Origin of the sequence: Aeribacillus composti, from assembly GCF_031760945.1 — a bacterium.
Taxonomy (GTDB): Bacteria; Bacillota; Bacilli; order Bacillales; family Aeribacillaceae; genus Aeribacillus; species Aeribacillus composti.
Window position 1 is genome coordinate 3,596,496 of sequence record NZ_CP134501.1, and the last position, 21,485, is coordinate 3,617,980.

A 21,485-nucleotide genomic window follows, 5' to 3' on the forward strand; every position below is an offset into this window, starting at 1 on the left:
TTTGTTTAAATACTCTTTATTTAGTTCTCTCTGTTTTAGGTAAATTATTTACTGACAATTTGCAGACTGTATAATAAACAAAGCTTAATATGTTTGATGCAAATTTCAATTAAGATTTTTTATATAAGTCAATGTTTTCCTGTTAATTTTATCAATACTTTCTTGTGTTTGTTCAATATTGCTTTTTTACTCAATCCAATCATTCATAAAATAGTATAATTTTCCTTTCCATGCAGAGTAAAGAATGCTTGACAGCTGCCTACAATTTTGGGCGTTATCCAGTGAATTCTTTCAATATACCGTGTTAATAAACCGGGCATCTAACCCGCCCTCACACCGCACCATCGACGACTAGCGTCTAAGGTGTCCTTTTGGAAGCACCCACAGCGCGGCCGAGTGCCTCTATTGATAAAGGTAAAGAGACATCACCTTTTTAAGGCATCTTTTATTTCACAAAACAATCTGTCAAATAGCCAGTCATATATTGTAATTTAGAAAATTCCAAAAAACTTCTTTTTTTTGATGCGCTCGGGAGGTTCTTTGTAAATCGCTTCGTTTCGAATGACGCAGTCGGCGTTTTCTTTGAAATATTCGACCGCATCTATGCCAAATTGTTCTTCCACTTCCGCAAAAGCTTCCTGCATGTGAAAGCTCCTATACTTCAAATCGTGCGCATCTGAAGCAATAAAATGGACAAGATTGGAATTTAGCAACTCGAAAGAAAATTTTTTAATTTTGCTGCCAAACGTTCCCGTAATGCTTGCTGCTGTCAGCTGTGCTGCCGCTCCTTGCTTTATAAGCTTGTACAAAAGGTCGGGATTTTGCGCAATTTCGCTGTTTCTCTCTGGATGGGCAATGATCGGATTCAGCCCGGCCATCATCATATCAAATATCAACCGTTCCGCATATCTTGGCACATGGTTTGAAGGAAACTCAATTAAAATATAGTTTGACTGATTTAAACCGCCGCAGTTCCCAGCCGAAAAGTCTTCAAGCAGTTCCCCGTACAGCCGGATCTCTTGGCCGGGAACAACTGTAAGCGGAATTCCTTCCTGTTTCAATGTTTCATTCAATTTTTCTGTCTTTTCTTTAACGAAGCTCCATTCATTGTCAAACTTCCCGTTTTTATGGTGCGGTGTAGCGGTAATGACCGAAATCCCTTGACGGACAGCCGCTCGCGCCATTTCGATACTTTCAGTCAAATGCTTCGCTCCATCGTCCACTTCCGGCAATATATGACAGTGCAGATCAATCATCATACGACACCATCCTTCAAATCACGGAAAAAAATCAGATATTTCTCATTTTAAACAAGTAGACTGTTTTTTTCAAAGAAAAATAGGAAAAAATACCTAATTTTTCCCGCCGTAATAATAGTAATAATGACTGTCTTTCTGCGGCTTGCCGTTTAATACAACTCCTAACAGCTTGCTTTTTGCCGACAACAATGATTCTTTTCCTTTTAACGCTGCTTCTCTCTCCGTTTTTCCGCTTGCCACCACCATGATCGACGCATCGACTTGATTAGCCAAAATTTGCGCATCCGCTACCGCTAAAAGAGGCGGAGAATCAATAATCACAATGTCGTAATGATCATAAGCTTCTTTGAGCAGCTCCACCATGCTTCTCGATGACAAAAGCTCGGCTGGATTCGGAGGAATCGGTCCGCTCGTTAAAACGTCCAAATGATCAACTTCACTTACCGACACAGCTTCCTGTAAAGTCGCATTTCTTAACAGCACGCTCGTCAATCCGTGAATGTTTTGCAGACGGAATGTATAATGAACTGTCGGTTTGCGCAAATCAGCGTCAATTAACAGCACCTGCTTCCTTTGCTGAGCAAACACAACAGCCAAGTTTGCCGCCGTTGTCGACTTCCCTTCTCCAGGGCCTGTTGATGTAATCATGATTGAACGAATTTCATGGTCCACAGACGAAAATTGAATGTTTGTCCGAATCGTCCGGTATTGTTCAGAGATCGGCGATTTCGGGTTGAGCGCCGTGACCAATGTGCGCTGTTTTTGCTTCATTCCTTTCGCTCTAGGCGCCATACGTCTCACCCCTGACTCTCGATTTTTTTACCGCTTGATTCATTGTCGAACTGTTCATTTCATTGTCCATTTCAGAAATTGCCCCAAGCACAGGAAGCTCCAAAAGCTTCTCAATATCCTGCTCTGTCTTTACCGTGTTGTCAAGATACTCAAGCAAAAACGCAAGTCCAACGCCGGCCATCAATCCGACAACAAACGCAATCGCCATATTTAAGACAGGCTTCGGCTTGACAGGAGAAGCATTCTCTTTCACTTCCGCTTTCGACAAAATGTTGACGTTGTCAACGTTCATAATATTTTTAATTTCCTTTTGAAAAACGCTCGCGATCGTGTTGGCAATATTTGCTGCATGATTCGGATCAGGATCTTGAACGGAAATGTTGACGACCTGCGAGTCCTTTTCGCTTCCGACCGTAATTTTTTCATTTAATTCGTCGACCGTCTCGTTTAAACCCAGCTCTTCAATCACCAGCTCCAAAATCCTTGGACTTTTAATAATGACATTGTATGTATTAATGAGCTGCAAATTCGTTTGAATTTCGTTGTATTGAAAAGCGGCTTGGTCATCCTTCGTTTGGTTGACTAAAATTTGGGTGGAAGCTTGATAAATCGGAGTAATAAAAAAATAGCTGACAATGCCGCTTGCCGCCGTTGCAATCGCCGTAATGAGAATAATTAAGCTGATCCGTTTTTTCAATGTATCCAATATCTCTTTTAAGCTAATTGTTTCTTCCATGTTAACCTCCGTTGCAAAATATGTCATTACCTATCAATTTATTATAATATTAAACTCTTCCAACATCTAGTTGATCCGACATTTTTTATAGAGAATTTTGTCCTTTTTCAGAAAAAAGCGTAAGGAGGCGAATCGTTTCAATTCTCCTCCTTACACTTTCTTCCTACATCGTATTCAGCAAAATTGCGGCAGCCGCCCCAATGGCAACAGCAAAAACCGGAAAAGCGATATAAAGGCACATTTTTTTGATTTTTCTTCTTGCTTCGATTTCTTCCGGCGTCAGCCATCGACCTTTCTTCAAACCCTTTACCCTCCCCCGAACACACTTTTCTTGGCTGATATATCAAAATTCTTACTAAAGTAATATGGAAGTAAGACTACAATACCCATATCGGTCAGCCGCCTTATGATGTTTACAGGAAAAAAGGCTTATTTTTAGTTCGGTGGAGATAGAACAATCAAACGTTCCCTAGCTTTTAAAACATGCAGAATGAAAGGAGATGTCAGATAAGTCACTTAAAATAAATCAAGTAGAGAAAACAAACCGTTTTTCTCTACTTGATTTCGTATATTTCTATTTTTGCTTGAAAGTATCTGGCGGATGCCTGCTACTTTCAGTATGATGTGGGATAATGTCACAATCCCACAGCTATGATACATACACCTTTTTAATCTCGTGTTCAAGCTGTTTTAATAATTCTTTCGTTGTGACATGTTCGTTTGTTTCACCTTGCTTATACGCATTAAGGAGAATTTTCAGAAATTCGTCCTGGATCTTCTTTGTCTCTTTCATTCTGAAAAATTTCCTTTCTTCAAATTTTTACAAAATTAAACAGCAAGATATGACAATTATACAAACTTCAAAGCAAAGTTGCAATAGTTTACTAGACAAGAATCGTGTTCGATTTCGCATTTTGCGCTATAATCGTAAGGAACGTGTTGCTATAAACGACAAAGGAGCGGACCTTCTCATGCCTTCCCATATATTCGATAAACAATTAGTGCTTCAATGTTCGGAACAAGTAATGAACATGCTTTCCCCTGAAACAGAGGAACACCGTGAATGGATGAAAAAAGGGTTTCTTTTATATAGACAAGGAAACGTGTTTAATGTCAAGCAAGAAGGAATATTTATTACGGCGGCAGTAGTTGAGGACGTAAAGCGCGCTCATGTCAAGCTTGATTTGGAATATTTTCAGCTGTCAAGCTGCTCCTGTTCTAATGAGTTTCCATGCCGTCATCTCATTGCTGTTTTTTTATATATTTATGCATTAACAGACGATCTCGGTGACTTTTTTAACAAGTGGAAAGAAAAACCGAATAAAAAGCTGGCCGTGTTGAAGGAGGAAGGCTTGATTCAAAAAGGAATGAAGCCGAGTGAACAACCGGCCGAAGACTGGTCGGAGCTTTTTAAAGCCGAATTGGACAATGTTGAAACACTCTTCGGTACACAAAGAATTTACGCGATTTGGTATAAAGTGTATCCTCTTCTGAAAAAGAAGGAGCCTAAAAACCGAGAATTAAAACCTCTCTACCATATCATGCTGGCAAGTAGTCTGCTTGTTGAAATTTGCCGCTTTTGCCATCAAAACGAAACAAATACAAATTCGCCAGCTCTTTTCCAATACGCTGCTCAAGTGATAGAAGAATTGCAGCTTGCGATCATTGAACATGTAAAGCAAATAAAAACAACGCCTTTACCTTTTTCCGCTGATCCTATTTTACATGACATGACGGATCACATCCGCGAGCTTTTGTTTTGCGGCAAAGCTTTTCTTTACGAGCGAGTCGTTATTTACCGGATCATCTGGGAGCATTTGCTGAACCGAAAAAAGTGGATAGAAGAAGAGCGGACGATGCTTGAACATCGAAAAGATGATGAAATGAAAAAAGACGGTTTGTTCATTCTTGAATGCGAACTCGCTATTTTCCATTTTGATTTTTTAGACAAAAACGAAGACCATATCATCCATTACTTGCATGAAACTGATCTTCCTCTTTTGCCGTTTTTGTTTGATTGGATTATATCGATGAACAAACGAAAAGAATTTAAACGGTTCCGAAAATGGGTCCCGGTGATTCTTGATCAAGCCAATTTGTATATTCAAGTGGAAGATTTTTACGATCGACAAGAAACAATATATTATTTATTAAATGAGTTTGAACATTATCGCGCTCAAGCTGGGGATGACGAGACGTTCGAACACGCTTGCCGAAAGCTTCTTCCGTACAGCTATGCAGTTTATCATGAATATTTAATAGAAAAAGGCCTGTTTCATACATGGGCGGAGCTTCAGCTTTCGATCGGTTTCTCTCTAGATGATGTAGAGAGCCGGCTTCTTACTGTCATTGAAAAAAAAGCACCCGGTGTGCTGCTTCCCCTATTGCATCAAGAAATTGCCGGCAAAATCGCTGCCAAAAACCGATCAAGCTACAAAGACGCTGTGAAATATTTAAAAAGACTGAAACGCGTTTATAAAAAAACGGGCGATATGGACACTTGGGAACACTATTTTCAGCATATTACGAGCGAGTATAAACGCCTTCGCGCTTTTCAAGAAGAGCTCGTAAAAGGAAAATTGATGTAATGCACACGCTTAAAGATCAAAAGTATTCAACAGAAAAGGAAGTGGGGACATGTTCACCACAACTAGTCTTGTGATTTGTGCCGAGAAAATCGGAGATCATCAATACAGCATTTGGTGTACAGATGAAGTTGGCACCTTTCTTGCGCTTAAGGAATGGCAGCAATATGCATTTATTTGGCATACTTCTTCCTTTTACGGCACCGATTTGCGTGTATCAGACAATTGTATTCTGCTTTCGCCGTGGCAGGCGGTCGAATTTTTTGCCAAACGACCTGTCAACTCTTTGCTCAATATTTCCTTTTCTAGCGATCTTGACCAGACATCGCAAACAGCTGAACTGATTTTTCAGCTTGTTCAGACCGGTAACTTCATGCCTGACTATTCATCTTGGCAAAAAGGAAAGCTGGGCTGGAAGCCGAAGGATAACACGGTTAAGGAAATTGATCTTCCATGGTTTTCCGCTGCCGTTTCTGACCTTTTGGAAAGAAGCGCAGGAGCGAAACGTGCTTGGGATCAGCTTGTCGAAACATATCCTTTGCTCACATCATTTGAAGGGCATTTTCTTGACGAACAGGACTGGCTTGAGAATATAGGCTGGCGATTAAACGATCGGCCGTTTCAAATCGGCTTCCGTCTAAATGAACCTGAACAGGATGGTGGCATTTGGAAGCTGGAAATGTTTTTGCGTGATCAAACAGACAAAGATTCTTTTCTTTTATACAAGGGGAAAAGCTCGCTGCCGGCTAAATGGCGGAAATATACGGACACAATTGAGCGTGAACAGCAGCGCCTTACTGCAATCGTCCCATGGCTTGCATTTGAAAATGGAGAAGCTCTATTAAGCGAACAGGAGGCGTGGCGTTTTTTATTTGAAGCAAGCGAAACATTCATCAAATCAGGCATCGAGATTCTTTTGCCATCCTGGTGGCAGGCGGTGAAGCAATCGAGCCTGGCATTGAAAGCGCATGTGAATACCGTCCCGAAAGGAAGATCGTTTGTCGGGATGAATTCCCTCATCGACTTTAATTGGCGGATCGCAACAAACGGCGTGGAGCTGACCGAAGAAGAATTTGAACAGCTGGTTGAGCAAAAACGGCGGCTCGTCAACATACGGGGAAAATGGGTCATGCTTGATCCGTCAATGATCGAGCAGATGAAAAAAATGCTGAAGCGTGCAGAAAAAGAGGGCCTCCACATTTTTGATATTTTAGAGCAGGAATTTGGGCGAAATCGCGAAGAGGGGGACGAGCTAGAGCGCCCATTTGCTGGGATCGAAATCAAATTAAACAGCACATTAAAAAAAATGGTGAAGCAGCTGGGGGAGCTTTCGGAAATCCCTTCCGTAAGCATGCCGAAGCATTTCGCCGGCACCCTCAGACCTTATCAAAAACAAGGCTTGGATTGGCTGTTATTTTTACGCCGCTTCGGTTTTGGCGCATGTTTGGCAGACGATATGGGGCTCGGGAAAACAGTGCAGATGATTGCTTATTTTCAATATGTAAAGGAACGGGAGAAGCCGGAAACGCCCGCACTGATCATCGTGCCGACGTCCGTGCTCGGCAATTGGCAAAAGGAAATAGAAAAATTCGCTCCTCAATTAAACGTTTATTTACATTACGGCCAAAACCGGAAAAAAGGCGAAGCATTTCAAAAAAAGGTTTTGGACTCCGATATTGTTTTGACATCTTACGGCTTAAGCCACGTTGATTTTGACGAACTTTCTTCTGTTCATTGGTCCAGCCTCTGCATCGATGAAGCGCAAAATATTAAAAACGCCCATACGAAACAATCGCGATCTATCCGGAAATTGAACAGCCATCAGCGCATTGCGCTGACAGGAACGCCGATAGAAAATCGCCTAACGGAGCTTTGGGCCATTTTTGATTTTATCAATAAAGGTCTTTTAGGAAGCCTTCACCAATTTCAGAAGCAATATGTGCTTCCGATCGAAAAAGGGGAAAAACCGGACAAAATTCAAAAACTGCGCAGCATGATCAGGCCGTTTCTGCTTCGAAGAACAAAACGCGATGAGCATGTCGCATTGAATTTACCGGAAAAACAAGAACAAAAGGAGTACGTGCCGCTCACCGTCGAGCAGGCATCATTATATGAACAGCTTGTCAAAGACACACTTGAGGAAGTAATGAAAGCGGACGGCTTCGAGCGGAAAGCACTCATTTTAAAAATGCTGGGCAAGCTGAAACAAATTTGCAATCACCCCGCTCTTTATTTGAAGGAAGAGGCTGTTTCTACTCTTCAAGGCCGGTCTCATAAAATCGATAAGCTGCTTGAATTAGTTGAAGCTATTTTGAATCAAGACGAAAGCTGTTTAATTTTTACCCAGTACATTCAAATGGGGAAAATGCTGAAAAACTTGCTTGAAAAAACATTTAAAATAGACGTTTTATTTTTGCACGGAGGCTTATCCAAAACAGAAAGGGACAAACTTGTCGAGACGTTTCAAAATGGAGGCAGCCGCTTGTTTATTTTGTCGCTGAAAGCCGGAGGCACAGGATTAAATTTGACAGCCGCCAACCACGTCATCCATTTTGACCGTTGGTGGAACCCGGCCGTTGAAAACCAGGCAACCGACCGCGCCTACCGCATCGGCCAAAAGCGGTTTGTCCACGTGCATAAACTGATTACTACCGGCACAATTGAAGAGAAAATCGACGACATGATCGAGAAAAAACAAGCATTAAACGAAGAGCTGATCCAAAGCGACAACTGGATCACCGAACTTTCCACAGAAGAATTGAAGGACTTAATTGCACTCAGAAATGAAGAAAGACGATAAAGCGTGTCTGCATCGATCGAAAACGACTGAGGAATAAAAAAAGAGATAAAGTGTTAAGGTTTTTTTAAATGTAAAGCTTTTTAAAAAGTGACCGTGTCTACTTTAGCGACTTCTTTTGTCAAAGTTTGAAAGCAAAGGGATTATTCCATTCTTAAGCTGTTAAAAAAGGAGGGAATCTTCTTGGCAAAAAAAGATTCTAAAACGGAAGCACATGCCCCGGAATGGGAAAAACTTTATGAAGAATTAATAAAAGCTGCAAATAAATAAGAACTCTTTTAACCACTCTTTTTGGGAGTGAGCAGCGGAGTCTATACACCACAAAAAAAGATCTGGGAGTCTTATCAATTTTAATGAGGCTGAGGCAAAGACCGAAAGCTGGAAGCAGTCTCGACGAAACAGCATAAATACATTAAAAGGAAGCCAAGAATGGAGCGGTTGAAGCTTTTATAAAATGAAGCATCATTTTCATCTCTAAAAAATTTGAACAAAATGTATCAAAACGTCATTTCTAAAAAACGGCTCTTGCCTTTCATTAGCTGATAATTCCTTTCCTCTCAACAAAACAGCCAGCCTCAAAAAAACGGCTGGCCAAAGGTTGAGGGAGCTTTTAGGGGATGCCTTGTGATTTTTTCTTTTCACTGGAAGGAAAAAAGCGGACGACTTAGCTAACGGAAGTCCATTTTCGATTTGTGTCAAAAGGTGGACTTTCTTCTCATAAGATTGATTTACGTTTCTTCTGCGGAATCAAAAGCAAACTTACTTTACATCAAACATGCCTTATTTTGCTGAGGACGAAAGGATTGTTTTTCCTCTAAAGTCAGACTTACTATGCCTCAGACTGTTCAGGTGCGGATTCCGGATCGAAAAGCTCTCTTGCCCGTATTCTTTGCGGCGGAGTGCCCATAAATCGAACGGAATCCGCAACAACTTCTGTTACGTACACTTTTTTGCCCTCGCTGTTTTCATAGTTTCGCGTTTGAATTCTTCCGATTACGCCAACGATCGATCCTTTCCGGCAGTAATTTGCAGTATTTTCAGCTGTTCGTCTCCAAAGTGTACAATGAACAAAATCTGTGTCGATTTCCCCTGCCGCATTGCGAAAGTTGCGGCTCACAGCCAGCGTAATATTGGCAACAGGAGCCCCTTCACTTGTATAGCGGATTTCAGGATCTTTCGTTAATCGACCGACGAGCGTCACATGGTTGATCACATCATCCCTCCCTTCTCGTAATGTGCACCCTTATTGTAGCTGAAGTTAAAAAAATAGAAAAATGTCTATTTTTAGATTTTTCCGCCTTTAACGACGTTGATTTTCTCATTTTCCTATAGCTATTTTTCGAAAATAAACAAAGATTTATTAATTTTCGCGATTTTTCATATTTTTTGTCGCAATGAAGGAAAAATGATTCGACCCATAGATGTGTATGTTCTGCAAGAGCTTTGAGAAGATTGGAGAAGATTTCATTTGCTCATCGATGATTTCTTCTTTATAGCGAAGAGTTGTGTGGTCGTATGTAAACAATTGAACATAAAACTGCTTTTCTTGCATACCAAACATTACCCGCAATATTGACAATTTATCCTCCATTTGAAAATATACATCAATTACCGCATCGCTCGGGATTTGAAAATAATGATAGCTAAGCTCATTTTCGGAAAAATCGCCAATCCTCAACATCATGAATTCCTTATTTCTAGTTCTATTTTCATGACCGCGGATAATATGAATTTTTTTGAGTTTATATTTCGTCATCAAATCCCCCCTTAGGCCTTTTTAAAAAAGTATAATCCTTAATGTCAAAATTATCTATATTTACGAAATATTTGTAATATATGTATTTTAGTTCATTTTTCCTATAAAATGTCGAAAATTCTCCTTATCTCTTGTATTTTCTTCATTTTTCAATTTCGTTCTAATACTGAACGTTTATTTTATTGATCTTATTACGATCTGACGATGCCTTCTTTTTCCTTTACCATATTTTTTAATGGTATGGAAAAGTTGGTGGAATCGTGAACGCACAGCAAAAATTTCAAATGAATATGAAATTTTTCCGAAAAGAAAAAGGATGGACTCAGAAACAGCTGGCCGAAAAATTGAATATGACAAGATCAGTAATCAGCAAATTGGAAACTGGAGTGCAGCAGCCTAGTCTGGAGCAGCTTGTTTCGATTAGTGAAGCACTCGAAATCAGCATTGATCATCTAGTTGGTCAAGGCGGTACCCCGAGCATGTTGGCAGAAGTGCTTGAACCATATCGGTCAGAAAAACATTTGGAGGAAGTAATTGACTTTTTAATAAAACATCCCAATTTATACGATGCGATTAAAAAATTAGCGAAAACGAATCATAATCAACAGCAATTATCCCAGTATGTTGCTACGATGATTCATGAACTGTTGAAAATAGAGTAAAGGCTGACTTTTGTCAAGCCTTTTTTATTTTATGTTATAATAAAGCATAAACTCTAGTTGGGGGCCTTGAACCATGAAAACCTTTAAGCTTGTCGAATTGAAAGTTGAGAGGAAAGATCAGGAAAACCGCATCGAAAATTTACCTCTTGCTGATGGGCTGATCATTAATAAAGAGGACGGCGAAAATTCGTGGTTAATTGAGGCGCTTCTTTCTAAACAGTTTCGTCCTTATTTTGAACACCATTTGCAAAATAATGATGAACTCAAGCTTTTAGCCACGATTACTAAAAAAAATAACAGACCCGCTCATATCATTGCAAAAATTCGTTCGATCACTATGTTAAAGGATCATATTTCTGTCCTATTTGACGGCAGAATTTATAATAACCGAACTTCCAAACAGGAAGCAGAAATGGTCCTCAGAGAACTAATTTCAAAAGGTCTATCCGGACAAGAGCTGCTGGAGGCATTTAGTAAAGCAATCAATAAAATCAATGATCCGAAAGTAAAATGCCGATTTAAAAAAAATTGAATAGTCCTCCATGAAAAAGGATAGTCATGCGTATTTAATGAGAAAGCCAACAAAAATCCTTGGACCAGATTTGCCTAGATGAAACCGCAGATGCTCCACATCTAATCAATTTTAACTTAAATCAGTTATGAGACACCTCATTTAACTCCTAAAAATAAAATAGAAGGCACAGACGGCCTTCTTCAATTATTGATTTTCTTGTTCTTCGTTGTTTTCGTCGTTATTATCGTCGGCAGTATCATCTTGATTGTTATCAGCACCTTCTTCTTCATCCGGTGGCAATTCTTCATCTAAAGTATTCCCGTTATTGTCTTCATCTGTTGGACCTGTATTTTCTTCTGTATCGTTATTATTGTCCGGAGGGACCTCATCATTCGTATTGCACCCTGTCACCACCATCAACGCCATTAGCATGCTAAATAACATGTACATCCATTTCTTTTTCATATGATTGCTCCTTTCTTATTGTTATACGTTCTTAACATGCCCAAGTATTTTTAACACATTCAACAAATTTTTCTAAAACACAGATTGAATTTTTCAACCTTCAGTATATGATGACATAGATTGAAGAAAGGATAAGAAGAAATATTCGTAAAAGAACGATTTCGAAAATAAACTTTTGCAATCCAACATTTTCATATCCAAATGTAAGAGAAAACACTTTAGAAGGGCTCATAATCGGGGAAAAACAAACGAAAGCCATATTTTCAACATCAGAAGAAATAAAAAATGAAGATATAGAGATGAATACACCGTACTGGAGCACATCAAAAATTTTGGGAGAGAATACAGAAAGAAGATCTTTTAAGATGCAAGTACATTCAAAACGAGGTCAATACAACAGCCTCCTTGAAAATTTTTGAAAAAAGCGGCTGTCTAATTTGCTTTTTAATAAAAAACAGATGCCATTATAAGGCACCCGTTTATTTCACAGCAAATGTTAATTCAGCTTCACAAGCGATTTCGTCATCAACCTTTGCAATTCCTTTTGCTTTTCCGATCGGACCCCGCTGTGCGATCATTTCCACTTCCAGTTTTAGTTGATCCCCGGGGCGTACTTGTCTTTTAAAACGGCATTTATCAATGCCAGCAAAAAGAGGGAGCTTCCCTTTATATTCTTCTTTTTTCATCATGGCAACGCCGCCTACTTGAGCCAGTGCTTCAACGATCAAAACGCCTGGCATAACCGGATAATCCGGATAATGTCCGTTAAAAAACGGTTCATTAATTGTGACATTTTTGATGCCGACCGCCCGCTTGCCTTCCTCTAATTCAACAACTCGATCGACTAGCAAAAACGGATATCGATGTGGTATGATCTCTTTTATTTGCTGAATATCCAACATGAAGATGCCTCCTTAAGGATTAAAACGATTGTCTGTTTCCGCAGCTTTTTATGGCTCTAATAAACGATTTATGCCCCATTTTTTCGTCTCCCGATCTCCGGCATCTGAGCAATGCACAGCTCGTTTCTTAGAACCAGTCTTGCAGAAGATCTTAACAAGGAGGAAAATTCCCCCAGCCTTTCATCAAGTATATTAGAATTACGCGTCCTTTTCAACAAGATCTATGATGTGCTGCCATGTAGACGGTTTAAGTGCATCTAGTGGACGTCCGTCCCCCAACACTCCATATCCGATTATCGCACCGATTGCCATGCTGATGACCATTCCAAAAACAAGTAAAATGAGACGAAGCCAAATTGGAATAAGCCGGACTCGTGTGCGCGTTTTTCTCTTGACTCCGTCCTCTTTTTTCGCTTTTTTCCGTTCTTCCCTTGTTAAAATATCAACTTTTTCCTGAGCAGCCATCATAAAAACTCCCTTAAAAAAATAACAAGTTTTAAAAAGCTGATACAGCAGCTTCTTTTAAGGTCAAAGATCAAAAAGACCTATTTCTATATTCACGGTGAACTACTCGTCATTGAAATGACGAGCTTCCTGTTCTACGCAACGAACTGTTGTCCGTTAAACGTATACACAGTCGGCGTGTCCAACACCACTACTGATTGAGATAAAGCCTTAATCTCTTTCAGATACTTTTTGCTGATATTGATAGCACCATTCACATCCGCATTGATGGTTGTATGACAGTCGTTACATACATATAACCCTCGATGAATCCGATTACTCGGCTTTGCGTTTTCTTCACAAGGGAACATTTGGCATACTGAACATGCTTGAGAGGTGTATTCTTCGGTTGATAAACGAACATCTATTCCTTGCTCCTGCGCTTTATACCGTATCATTTGAATGATTTTCGCATACGGAAAACCATGCAATTTTTGATTCGTTTTCTTGTTGAATTTCGCTTGTTCTCGTATACCTGTAATGTCACCAATCACAATCGTTTCGACTCCTTGTTGCAGAGCAATATCAATCACTTTTCTTGTCATACAATGCAACATGTGATGCACTTGTTTTCTTTTCTTTTGATAAAGTTGTAACACACGTCTGGAAGGTTTCGGGTATTGTATTCCTTTAGCACATTGTTGAGCGAAACCAATCGCTTGAAAATGGGCGATTTGTTTATGAAAGTAGCGTTCAACGGATAGCCATTGCCTTCCTGAAATGATGTGTGCTTTTCCTTGATAATCATAACAAGTCATCGCATTGGCAATCCCTAAGTCAATCGATAAAAATTTCGTGCTATTCTTTTGTTTCAATGGTACATCTTTGTATTCTTGAATCAGATAAATCGTATATTCTTTTCGACTGATGGGTTTCACTTCAATCAGTTTTATCTTTTCGATTTCGATATGTTTCGGAATCGGGATATAAAGATAACTTTCTTCCAATCCATACGTTTCTTTTAAAAAGGCTTTTTGAGCCTTTGGAATGGGTACACGAATTTTGGTATTGTTCTCCACCAATTTGAAACTGTTATTTAGAAAACGGACATTAAAGTTTTGATGCTTGAATCGTGGTGGTTGTGGATTATCTATTCCATTGCTTTCCTTTAGTTTGAAAAAAGACACCCACGCTTCTTGCAAGACTTTTAAGACCTCTTGTGCTGATTGAGCAGGTAATTGTTTATACCAAAAATGTGTTTTTAATCGTTTTTTCTGTTCATACCAATTCGGGAACGGTACACCTTGTTCTTTCGACCAATTCCGTTTTTCATAGTTCCCCACATTCCATAACTTACGACTGGCATAACACAAGTGATATAAGATGATTTGATTGGTTCGATTCGCTTTATAGGTGAAATACGATACCTTTTTCATTTAGTCACCACCTTTCTTTTGGTTAGCAATATAGCGTTTTATGACATCCTCACTAATAGAGCCAACGGTTTCAATATAATAACTAGAGTTCCATAATACTCCTTTCCATAATTTTTGTTTGATTTCAGGAAATTGCAGAAAAATTTTTCTCCCTGAAATCCCTTTTAACATTTTGACAATATAAGAAGGTGCTATTTTTGGATGAGCTGATACAAATACATGAATATGATCTTGTTCACCCACCTCTACCATCTGCAACAGAAAACCTTTTTCTTCTGCAATCTCTTTAAAAATTTTCTTGAGATATAACTCAACCTCTTGTGTCAAAACCTTCTTTCGATATTTCACAGACCATACAATATGATAATTGACATTATAAACACAAGTTCTTGCGTGAATTAAATTTGTTTTCTTCATACATATAGTATATCAAAAATATACAAAAAACCAATTATTTCAATCTTTAATAAACCACATATAGTCTTTATAAAATATAAAAAAAAAAGCGATTCATCTCCCCTTTAAAAAGGGGAGGATTCTCGCTTGTCTATCCTAACACCCGTTTAAGGCTAGAGGTAAAACTTGTTAAATTGAATTTTTGCCGATTTTCAACTGTTCAACACAATTGCAGAAATCGCCCTATTACCTCACCGTGTTGATTAGTCCAAGCATTTGATCGCCGATCGTGATTGACCGAGCATTTAGTTGGTAGGAGCGTTGTGCGATCATTAAGTCTGTAATTTCTTGAGTCAGGTCGACATTTGAGCTTTCCAGAGCCCCTTGCCGCATGCCGATTTCCGTCCGCAAATCCCCTTCCAAATTCGTCAGCACATCTGTGATGGGCACGTTTCCTAATTGCTGTAAGCCGTATATATTATTGCCGAGAGAAATCATCATGCTCGGACGGTCTACTCTGACAACGCCAAGGTTAACCGTTTGCGGCAGTTCTCCTTCATTTCGTGACGCTGCTGTAAGCGTCCCGTTTGCAGAAATGACAATCTCGCGAATATCTCCGTCCAAGTAAATCGGATTTTGATTTTCATCAAGCACGCGGTAGCCGTCTTTCGTCACAAGCATAAGGCGGTTCGTACCATCATTTGCAGGAGATAAATAAAGAGCACCGTCTCTTGTATACCGGACCTCGCCGTCTACTTCCACTTGTAAAAACTGATCCTTGTGTAAAAGCGCAACATCTAGCTCTCTGCCTGTCGTTTTAATAGCGCCTTGATGAAAGACAAGCTGTTTATCCAGTCTGGCGCCGACGCCAAGACGAAGGCCGTAATCAGTCAATCTGCCTGTTTCTTTTTGAAGATCCGGCTGATTGTTCAGCTCTTGTCTCATCAATTCGTGAAAGGTTGTGCTCGTTTTTTTATAACCGTTTGTATCGATATTCGCTAAGTTATGACCGATTGCATCCAATTGCTGCTGTAACTGATTCATCGTATTAGTCGCTGTAATCATTGAGCGGAGCATTTACAACACCTCTTTGTCAGCCGATGCGGCCGATTTCATTGACTGCTTTGTCCATACTTCTGTCATATGCTTGCAGCACCTTCTGATTTGCTTCAAAAGAACGATAGGCTGTCAGCATATCCGTATAAGCCCTTGCAACATCAACGTTGGAACGTTCAATATATCCTTGGCGCAGCACATATTGCACATTGCCGTTTCCAATTGCACTTGGCAGCTCTGTTCCGTCAGCCGTTCGAAACAAGCCGTTCCCTTCATTGACAAGATTGCGGACATCATCTTCAAACCGAATGTCGATCGTTTGACCTGTGTATTGTCCGTTTTCCAGAACTTCTCCTTCAGGCGTAATAGTAAAATCGTTTCCTTCAATAATAATCGGCGTTCCGGCTACAGACAGGACAGGGTTTCCTGCCATTGTCAGGCGGCCTTGCTCATCAATCGTAAAGTGGCCGTTTCTCGTATATTTCACTTCACCATTTCCCGTTTCAACAGCAAAAAAGAGAGTGCCTTTTAAATTCGTTTCTTCATGAATTGGAACTGCTTCTTCCACTAAAGCTACATCAGTCGGCAAATCAGTTGCACGGATATCCCCTTGGGTAAATAGTGGAATCAATTCTTGCATATAAACGCCTGTATTGACAGATCCAACTTCCGAAATATTTGTCACACCGTTTTTTGTTTCAATTCTTGACAAAAGCATTTCCGGAAAAGCCCGTATTGCAGCCCGGTCAGATTTATATCCCGGCGTGTTAGCGTTGGCTATATTGTTTGAAAGCATTTCCGCATGGCGCTGCTGTGTGAGCATTCCTGCTGCAGCTGTATAGAATCCTCGAAGCATGATTTTTCACCCCATCCAACAAATCCGACATGTTCTCCTAATTTTATATTATAAAGGACTTTTCGATGATTCTCATTACAATTTTTTTATTATCTTATAGGTAAAAGATCACAATTTTCTGATAGGTCTTTTATCTTCCGTCTCCTTTCCAAACTGTTCATAAAGATAAATATCATTTGGATGTTGGGAGCTGAATGGGTATGTAAAAGCAAGAATTGGTCTTTCAGATTTGAAAGTAAAAAAATCGGCGTAAAAGCCGATTTCTAAAAAACTTATTGCTACGATTTTGTTATATAAACTTTCTTTTTGGCAGTTTGTCCATGTTTTCAAGCATGATTCCTGTTCCGACAGCAACGCAGTGCAGCGGATCATCCGCTATGGTAACCGGAACCTTCAGCTCTTCAGACAAGAGCAGATCAAGCCCATGCAGGAGTGCTCCGCCGCCTGTTAAAATAACACCGCGGTCAATGATGTCTGCAGACAGCTCAGGAGGTGTGCGCTCCAACACATTTTTAGCTGCTTGAATAATGGCTTCAACAGGTTCTTTTAATGCTTGCTCGATTTCTTTCGACCTAATAGTGATCGTCCGAGGCAGTCCTGTGACCATATCACGACCCCGAATATCGATTTCTTCGTCGCGTGCACCTGGAAATACTGTTGCCGCTTTCACTTTAATATCTTCTGCAGTTCGTTCACCGATCAGAAGCTTATACTCCCGTTTAATATAATTTAAAATTTCAAGATCAAATTTGTCTCCAGCCACTTTCAAGGACGAGGCGGTAACGATATCACCCATGGATAGTACAGCTATGTCCGTCGTCCCGCCGCCAATATCCACCACCATGTTTCCACTCGGCTGGAAAATCTCCATCCCAGCGCCAATTGCAGCCACTTTTGGTTCTTCCTCTAAAAAGACTTGCTTGCCGCCGCATTTTTCAGCTGCCTCTCGGATCGCTTTCCGCTCCACTGAAGTAATGTTTGTCGGGCAGCAAATTAAAATCCGCGGCTTTGATATAATGCCTTTGACATTTAACTTATTCAAAAAATGTTTGAGCATTGTTTCTGTAATATCAAAATCTGCGATGACACCATCCTTCAGCGGGCGTATGGCAACAATATTGCCAGGTGTACGGCCAACCATACGTCTCGCTTCCTCGCCAACCGCTAACACCTTTCCGTTGTTGCGGTCAAGTGCCACAACAGAAGGCTCATTTAACACAATGCCTCTGCCCTTTACATGAATCAGCACATTTGCTGTTCCTAGGTCGATTCCTACATCTTTTGAAAACATATTACTATGATCCTCCCTTGCCAATCATCATCTCTCCAACTAATATCCTAATTTCTTATTGTATCATATAATTGCATAAAAAGTATGATTTTGTAAAAAAAGACAAGATTTTCGGAGAGTTTTGTCGGTTGGCGTCGAGAATCTTCATCGTTTTATCGGTTCTTTTTGCTGTTCTTCTTTTTTATATTTTAATTTTGTTGCTTCTCCGCCACGAAGATGGCGAATCGATTTATGATAATCTAGTATTTTCTTTACTTCGTTTGCTAAATCAGGATTTATCTCCGGCAGCCTTTCTGTTAAATCTTTATGGACGGTACTCTTGGAAACGCCAAACTCTTTCGCGATTACACGAACAGTTTTTTTCGTCTCCACGATATACTTTCCAATCTTGATTGTGCGTTCTTTGATGTAATCGTGCACACCACTCGACCTCCCTAATGTGGATGTGAGAAGTGTGAAATGAGATTCGCATGCACAGTGTATACAGCTATATACATGATGTAGAATCTAAAGTTGCCATTTTTGCTGTATTGATCATCTATCTCCACGATCCCTCACCTCAAACACTCTCTTGTTAGGTTTGTAACATTTTATTAGCTTGGGTGAAGATATATTCTTGAAAAGTCAAGAAGGACAAGGGATTTATGAAAATTTATTTTCCACTTAAAGTCGAGGGCATGTTTCGACACTTTTCATTGATTAGTTTTTCGACGATATGCGCCAATCATTTTCCGGGAATATGTATAATTCCAGTGAAAAAAAGAAAACATCTGCCCCTTTTTGGAACAGATGTCGAGAAATGGAGAATGGTTTGATTCTTATGACAAAACAGAAAAACATTTTTGATGAGCTCTTCGGCAATGTGGACAAGTTCTCTCTTGCTTTTTTATGTTCCTAAAATATTTGACTTGTTCAGGCTTTTATTAGCGCAGATACCGAAATTGTTCAGACCTTATAGGGCCTATTTAATAAAATTTCGTTCAATGATCATACATATTCACTTTCCAACTTTCGTTTATTCATCATATATGCCAGCTCCGACTGAAATTTGGCGTATGATGCGCATCTGCTCAAAATAAAGCTTTTGAGCCTCTTGAACGGAAACCGGCTGAAAGCGAATCTTTGCCCCTGGCACTGCTTGAGCAACGTACATCAAATCCACTGTAATGACTGTTCCGATTCTCGTATATCCGCCCGTTGTTTGCCGATCAGCCATTAAAATGATCGGCTGTCCGTCAGCAGGTATTTGAATTCCGCCAAGGGGAGCAGCTTCCGACAAAATGTCGGCAGGCTTTCTATGAGAAATTTTCGGCCCTTTCAGCCGATAGCCCATTCTGTCCGATTGCGGTGTGACTTCATATACAGAAGAAAAAAAAGTATCGATTCCTTCTTTTGTAAACGCCTCTTCATGTGGACCCGGGACAATGCGAATGGTCATGTGCTTTTCGTATTTCGGGATAAGGGAAGGGGATAACATTCGGCCAATCGTGCTTGTTTTTACAGCATCTGAACCCATGATTACATCCCCTTTTTGAAGGGCTCTTCCATTTAATCCTCCTATTCCCGCTTTTAAGTACGTTGATTTGCTTCCCATGACCTTAGGGACGTTAATTCCGCCTGCGATTGCGATATAGGCTCTCGCTCCGCTTTTTAAACCGGTAAAAGAAAGCTGATCTCCCTTTTTCAGCAGCACGCTTTTCCATAACGGAGCGTCTTTCCCATTGATTTTTGCCGCTAGATCGCCTCCGCATATCGCAATCACAATATCACGGACGGCCCTTAAGGAAGGACCTGCGATTGTTGCCTCCAGCACCGCTTCATCTTTTCGGTTGCCGACTAAAAGATTTGCGATTTGCATGGAAAACGAATCCATAGCGCCGGCAACAACAACTCCGTATTGCTGATAGCCCGTTCTTCCTAAATCTTGAACAGTCGTTAACAAACCAGGCTTTTCAACTAACAATATTTCTTTCATCTTTTTTCGCTCCCGGATTGACAATACGAATATTTTCTTCTTCCAGTTTGCTTTTTAAAGCTTCAGCAAATGCTAATGCCTTCGGACCGTCGCCATGGATGCAGATTGTATCAGCTTGAATGGGGATGTCATGCCCGTTTATTGCCGCTACTTTTCCCTCCTTCACCATACGGAGAACTCTTTCTACCGCTTCCTCTGGATCGTGTATGATTGCATTTTTTTCTGATCTTGAAGTTAATGTTCCGTCAGGCTGATACGTTCTGTCGGCAAAGACTTCATGCGCGACCGTAAGCCCGATCTTTTCCCCCGCACGGCAAAGGACGCCTCCTGAGAGTCCATATAGGATAAGCGACTCGTCAACATCTTTTACTGCTTGAGCAATCGCCTCCGCTAACGCCTTGTCTTTTTCAGCCATATTGTATAGAGCACCGTGGGGCTTCACATGGTTCAGCTTCATCCCTTTTGATGCCGCCACAGCCTGCAAAGCTCCAATTTGATAAACGACCATATTGTAGACTTCCTCAGGAGATACTTTCAATTCCCTTCGTCCGAATCCGGCTAAATCGTTCAACCCTGGATGAGCGCCTATCGCCACATCAAACTTTTTCGCAAGCTCTACAGTCCGCATCATGACATTATGGTCGCCGGCATGAAATCCACAAGCAATGTTGGCTGAAGAAATACAGCGAAGCAGTTCTTCATCATTGCCAATTTTAAAATGGCCGAAGCTTTCCCCTAAATCGCTGTTTAAGTCAACAGATATCATGTTTCTGCCGCCTCCTTTTTATATTTGGCCACTTTATATGAACCCTTTAGCACCTGCTGTTCAATTTTTTCATATTCTCTTTCCGTAATGGGGACAAATCGGATGTAATCGCCGGCTTTTAGCAATATTGGATCTTGTTTCTGCGGATCATACAATTTGACAGGCGTTCTCCCGATGATTTGCCAGCCTCCCGGTGTTTCCAAAGGATAAATCCCTGTTTGCTCCCCGGCAATTCCGATTGAACCAGCAGGAATTCTAGATCTGGGTGTCTTTTTCCTCGGCGCCGCAATTCTTTTGTCCATTCCGCCTAAATACGGAAAACCTGGAACAAACCCAATCATATAAATCAAATAATCGGAGGATGAATGAATCTTCACTACTTCTTCTTCCGACAATCCATTCGTTTCAGCAACAAACTGAATATCTGGCCCTGCCTCCTTGCCATATAATGTCGGAATTTCAATGACTATTGGATCCGGCACTGGCATGCTTTCTATCTTTTCTCCAATTTTTAAAAGCTTTTGAGAAAGTTCATCGTACGAAATAATATTTGGTCGATAAAAAACAGCAAGGGTGGTGTAAGCAGGAACCCATTCGACTATTCCTTCAATGCAGCTTTGTTCCAGCCAATATACATATTGACGGATTTGTTGATAAATTGCTTCGGAAATCTCCGTACCGAATTGAATGATGATTCCTGTATCACCAAGCGGTTGAATCGAAAATTCCACCGTTTTCCACCCTCCTTTTGAAAAAGTGCTTTTACGCAGCAAAACACTTACTTTTGCTGCTTCTGT

General features: G+C 40.4%; 23 protein-coding genes. 4 read left to right on the top strand and 19 right to left on the bottom strand.

Annotated elements, in window-relative coordinates:
- Nucleotides 1-491 precede the first annotated feature (491 nt).
- From RI196_RS17340 to RI196_RS17360, 5 genes are all read right to left on the bottom strand, one after another.
- A complete protein-coding gene (locus RI196_RS17340; RefSeq protein ID WP_311067377.1) occupies nucleotides 492-1,256 on the bottom strand; it encodes a tyrosine-protein phosphatase in 765 nt (254 codons plus the stop codon).
- A gap of 96 nt (nucleotides 1,257-1,352) precedes the next feature.
- Nucleotides 1,353-2,051, bottom strand: a complete 699-nt coding sequence (locus RI196_RS17345; protein WP_144597815.1) for a CpsD/CapB family tyrosine-protein kinase — start codon at nucleotides 2,049-2,051, stop codon at nucleotides 1,353-1,355.
- Nucleotides 2,041-2,787, bottom strand: coding sequence for a YveK family protein (locus tag RI196_RS17350; protein ID WP_066248041.1), 747 nt, complete (start codon nucleotides 2,785-2,787; stop codon nucleotides 2,041-2,043). Before RI196_RS17350 ends, RI196_RS17345 begins: the two co-directional genes overlap by 11 nt.
- Nucleotides 2,788-2,950: 163 nt before the next feature.
- Entirely contained in the window at nucleotides 2,951-3,088 is a 138-nt protein-coding gene (locus tag RI196_RS17355; RefSeq protein ID WP_311066642.1) for a hypothetical protein, read from the bottom strand.
- Nucleotides 3,089-3,436: 348 nt separating this feature from the next.
- Entirely contained in the window at nucleotides 3,437-3,580 is a 144-nt protein-coding gene (locus RI196_RS17360; protein ID WP_186439282.1) for a YwzD family small protein, read from the bottom strand.
- A gap of 178 nt (nucleotides 3,581-3,758) precedes the next feature.
- Between RI196_RS17360 and RI196_RS17365 the strand changes: the two genes are divergently transcribed.
- On the top strand, nucleotides 3,759-5,375 hold the full coding sequence (locus tag RI196_RS17365; protein ID WP_311066643.1) for an SWIM zinc finger family protein: 1,617 nt from the start codon (nucleotides 3,759-3,761) through the stop codon (nucleotides 5,373-5,375).
- A 49-nt stretch (nucleotides 5,376-5,424) separates the two neighbouring features.
- On the top strand, nucleotides 5,425-8,172 hold the full coding sequence (locus tag RI196_RS17370) for a DEAD/DEAH box helicase (protein WP_311066644.1): 2,748 nt from the start codon (nucleotides 5,425-5,427) through the stop codon (nucleotides 8,170-8,172).
- Between the two features lie 826 nt (nucleotides 8,173-8,998).
- On the opposite strand, the gene RI196_RS17375 is transcribed toward RI196_RS17370, so the two are convergent.
- Together RI196_RS17375 and RI196_RS17380 are read right to left on the bottom strand one after the other, a co-directional pair.
- Entirely contained in the window at nucleotides 8,999-9,382 is a 384-nt protein-coding gene (locus RI196_RS17375; RefSeq protein WP_311066645.1) for a single-stranded DNA-binding protein, read from the bottom strand.
- A 147-nt stretch (nucleotides 9,383-9,529) separates the two neighbouring features.
- Nucleotides 9,530-9,925 (bottom strand): hypothetical protein, encoded by a 396-nt coding sequence (locus tag RI196_RS17380; RefSeq protein ID WP_117017298.1) that lies wholly within the window; start codon nucleotides 9,923-9,925, stop codon nucleotides 9,530-9,532.
- Between the two features lie 260 nt (nucleotides 9,926-10,185).
- On the opposite strand from RI196_RS17380, the gene RI196_RS17385 reads away from it, so the two are divergent.
- On the top strand, nucleotides 10,186-10,587 hold the full coding sequence (locus tag RI196_RS17385) for a helix-turn-helix domain-containing protein (RefSeq protein ID WP_066248034.1): 402 nt from the start codon (nucleotides 10,186-10,188) through the stop codon (nucleotides 10,585-10,587).
- 73 nt (nucleotides 10,588-10,660) lie between these two features.
- Nucleotides 10,661-11,119, top strand: coding sequence for a YwpF-like family protein (locus RI196_RS17390; RefSeq protein WP_311066646.1), 459 nt, complete (start codon nucleotides 10,661-10,663; stop codon nucleotides 11,117-11,119).
- 186 nt (nucleotides 11,120-11,305) lie between these two features.
- Here RI196_RS17390 and RI196_RS17395 read toward each other — a convergent pair whose 3' ends face one another.
- The 12 genes from RI196_RS17395 to pxpB form a co-directional block, all read right to left on the bottom strand.
- Nucleotides 11,306-11,566 (bottom strand): hypothetical protein, encoded by a 261-nt coding sequence (locus RI196_RS17395; protein WP_311066647.1) that lies wholly within the window; start codon nucleotides 11,564-11,566, stop codon nucleotides 11,306-11,308.
- A gap of 479 nt (nucleotides 11,567-12,045) precedes the next feature.
- Complete coding sequence (gene fabZ, locus RI196_RS17400; protein WP_094244697.1) at nucleotides 12,046-12,468, bottom strand: 3-hydroxyacyl-ACP dehydratase FabZ; 423 nt, start codon at nucleotides 12,466-12,468, stop codon at nucleotides 12,046-12,048.
- A 198-nt stretch (nucleotides 12,469-12,666) separates the two neighbouring features.
- The gene (locus RI196_RS17405; RefSeq protein WP_094244698.1) at nucleotides 12,667-12,933 is read right to left on the bottom strand and encodes a DNA-directed RNA polymerase subunit beta; all 267 of its coding nucleotides are present in this window, start codon (nucleotides 12,931-12,933) and stop codon (nucleotides 12,667-12,669) included.
- Between the two features lie 134 nt (nucleotides 12,934-13,067).
- The gene (locus RI196_RS17410; RefSeq protein ID WP_311066648.1) at nucleotides 13,068-14,348 is read right to left on the bottom strand and encodes an RNA-guided endonuclease InsQ/TnpB family protein; all 1,281 of its coding nucleotides are present in this window, start codon (nucleotides 14,346-14,348) and stop codon (nucleotides 13,068-13,070) included.
- On the bottom strand, nucleotides 14,349-14,765 hold the full coding sequence (tnpA, locus tag RI196_RS17415; protein ID WP_094246129.1) for an IS200/IS605 family transposase: 417 nt from the start codon (nucleotides 14,763-14,765) through the stop codon (nucleotides 14,349-14,351).
- Between the two features lie 225 nt (nucleotides 14,766-14,990).
- A complete protein-coding gene (locus RI196_RS17420) occupies nucleotides 14,991-15,821 on the bottom strand; it encodes a flagellar hook-basal body protein (RefSeq protein ID WP_311066649.1) in 831 nt (276 codons plus the stop codon).
- 16 nt (nucleotides 15,822-15,837) lie between these two features.
- Nucleotides 15,838-16,656, bottom strand: coding sequence for a flagellar hook-basal body protein (locus tag RI196_RS17425; RefSeq protein WP_063388997.1), 819 nt, complete (start codon nucleotides 16,654-16,656; stop codon nucleotides 15,838-15,840).
- A gap of 289 nt (nucleotides 16,657-16,945) precedes the next feature.
- Nucleotides 16,946-17,947 carry a rod shape-determining protein gene (locus RI196_RS17430; protein ID WP_063388998.1) on the bottom strand — a complete coding sequence of 334 codons (1,002 nt, stop codon included), beginning with the start codon at nucleotides 17,945-17,947 and terminating at the stop codon, nucleotides 16,946-16,948.
- A gap of 144 nt (nucleotides 17,948-18,091) precedes the next feature.
- A complete protein-coding gene (gene spoIIID / locus RI196_RS17435) occupies nucleotides 18,092-18,367 on the bottom strand; it encodes a sporulation transcriptional regulator SpoIIID (RefSeq protein ID WP_063388999.1) in 276 nt (91 codons plus the stop codon).
- A gap of 595 nt (nucleotides 18,368-18,962) precedes the next feature.
- Nucleotides 18,963-19,922 carry a 5-oxoprolinase subunit C family protein gene (locus RI196_RS17440; RefSeq protein ID WP_311066651.1) on the bottom strand — a complete coding sequence of 320 codons (960 nt, stop codon included), beginning with the start codon at nucleotides 19,920-19,922 and terminating at the stop codon, nucleotides 18,963-18,965.
- Nucleotides 19,900-20,688, bottom strand: a complete 789-nt coding sequence (locus RI196_RS17445) for a LamB/YcsF family protein (protein WP_063389002.1) — start codon at nucleotides 20,686-20,688, stop codon at nucleotides 19,900-19,902. The genes RI196_RS17440 and RI196_RS17445 overlap by 23 nt, the downstream gene beginning before the upstream one ends.
- Nucleotides 20,685-21,419, bottom strand: coding sequence for a 5-oxoprolinase subunit PxpB (pxpB, locus tag RI196_RS17450; RefSeq protein ID WP_063389003.1), 735 nt, complete (start codon nucleotides 21,417-21,419; stop codon nucleotides 20,685-20,687). The genes RI196_RS17445 and pxpB overlap by 4 nt, the downstream gene beginning before the upstream one ends.
- Nucleotides 21,420-21,485 lie beyond the last annotated feature (66 nt).

Excerpts from the sequence above, each read along its gene's own strand:
- RI196_RS17340 (WP_311067377.1), bottom strand. The coding sequence starts at position 1,256 with ATGATTGATCTGCACTGTCATATATTGCCGGAAGTGGACGATGGAGCG.
- RI196_RS17345 (WP_144597815.1), bottom strand. The coding sequence starts at position 2,051 with ATGGCGCCTAGAGCGAAAGGAATGAAGCAAAAACAGCGCACATTGGTC.
- RI196_RS17350 (WP_066248041.1), bottom strand. The coding sequence starts at position 2,787 with ATGGAAGAAACAATTAGCTTAAAAGAGATATTGGATACATTGAAAAAA.
- RI196_RS17360 (WP_186439282.1), bottom strand. The coding sequence starts at position 3,580 with ATGAAAGAGACAAAGAAGATCCAGGACGAATTTCTGAAAATTCTCCTT.
- RI196_RS17365 (WP_311066643.1), top strand. The coding sequence starts at position 3,759 with ATGCCTTCCCATATATTCGATAAACAATTAGTGCTTCAATGTTCGGAA.
- RI196_RS17370 (WP_311066644.1), top strand. The coding sequence starts at position 5,425 with ATGTTCACCACAACTAGTCTTGTGATTTGTGCCGAGAAAATCGGAGAT.
- RI196_RS17380 (WP_117017298.1), bottom strand. The coding sequence starts at position 9,925 with ATGACGAAATATAAACTCAAAAAAATTCATATTATCCGCGGTCATGAA.
- RI196_RS17390 (WP_311066646.1), top strand. The coding sequence starts at position 10,661 with ATGAAAACCTTTAAGCTTGTCGAATTGAAAGTTGAGAGGAAAGATCAG.
- RI196_RS17395 (WP_311066647.1), bottom strand. The coding sequence starts at position 11,566 with ATGAAAAAGAAATGGATGTACATGTTATTTAGCATGCTAATGGCGTTG.
- fabZ (WP_094244697.1), bottom strand. The coding sequence starts at position 12,468 with ATGTTGGATATTCAGCAAATAAAAGAGATCATACCACATCGATATCCG.
- RI196_RS17405 (WP_094244698.1), bottom strand. The coding sequence starts at position 12,933 with ATGGCTGCTCAGGAAAAAGTTGATATTTTAACAAGGGAAGAACGGAAA.
- RI196_RS17410 (WP_311066648.1), bottom strand. The coding sequence starts at position 14,348 with ATGAAAAAGGTATCGTATTTCACCTATAAAGCGAATCGAACCAATCAA.
- tnpA (WP_094246129.1), bottom strand. The coding sequence starts at position 14,765 with ATGAAGAAAACAAATTTAATTCACGCAAGAACTTGTGTTTATAATGTC.
- RI196_RS17420 (WP_311066649.1), bottom strand. The coding sequence starts at position 15,821 with ATGCTCCGCTCAATGATTACAGCGACTAATACGATGAATCAGTTACAG.
- RI196_RS17425 (WP_063388997.1), bottom strand. The coding sequence starts at position 16,656 with ATGCTTCGAGGATTCTATACAGCTGCAGCAGGAATGCTCACACAGCAG.
- RI196_RS17430 (WP_063388998.1), bottom strand. The coding sequence starts at position 17,947 with ATGTTTTCAAAAGATGTAGGAATCGACCTAGGAACAGCAAATGTGCTG.
- RI196_RS17440 (WP_311066651.1), bottom strand. The coding sequence starts at position 19,922 with ATGAAAGAAATATTGTTAGTTGAAAAGCCTGGTTTGTTAACGACTGTT.
- RI196_RS17445 (WP_063389002.1), bottom strand. The coding sequence starts at position 20,688 with ATGATATCTGTTGACTTAAACAGCGATTTAGGGGAAAGCTTCGGCCAT.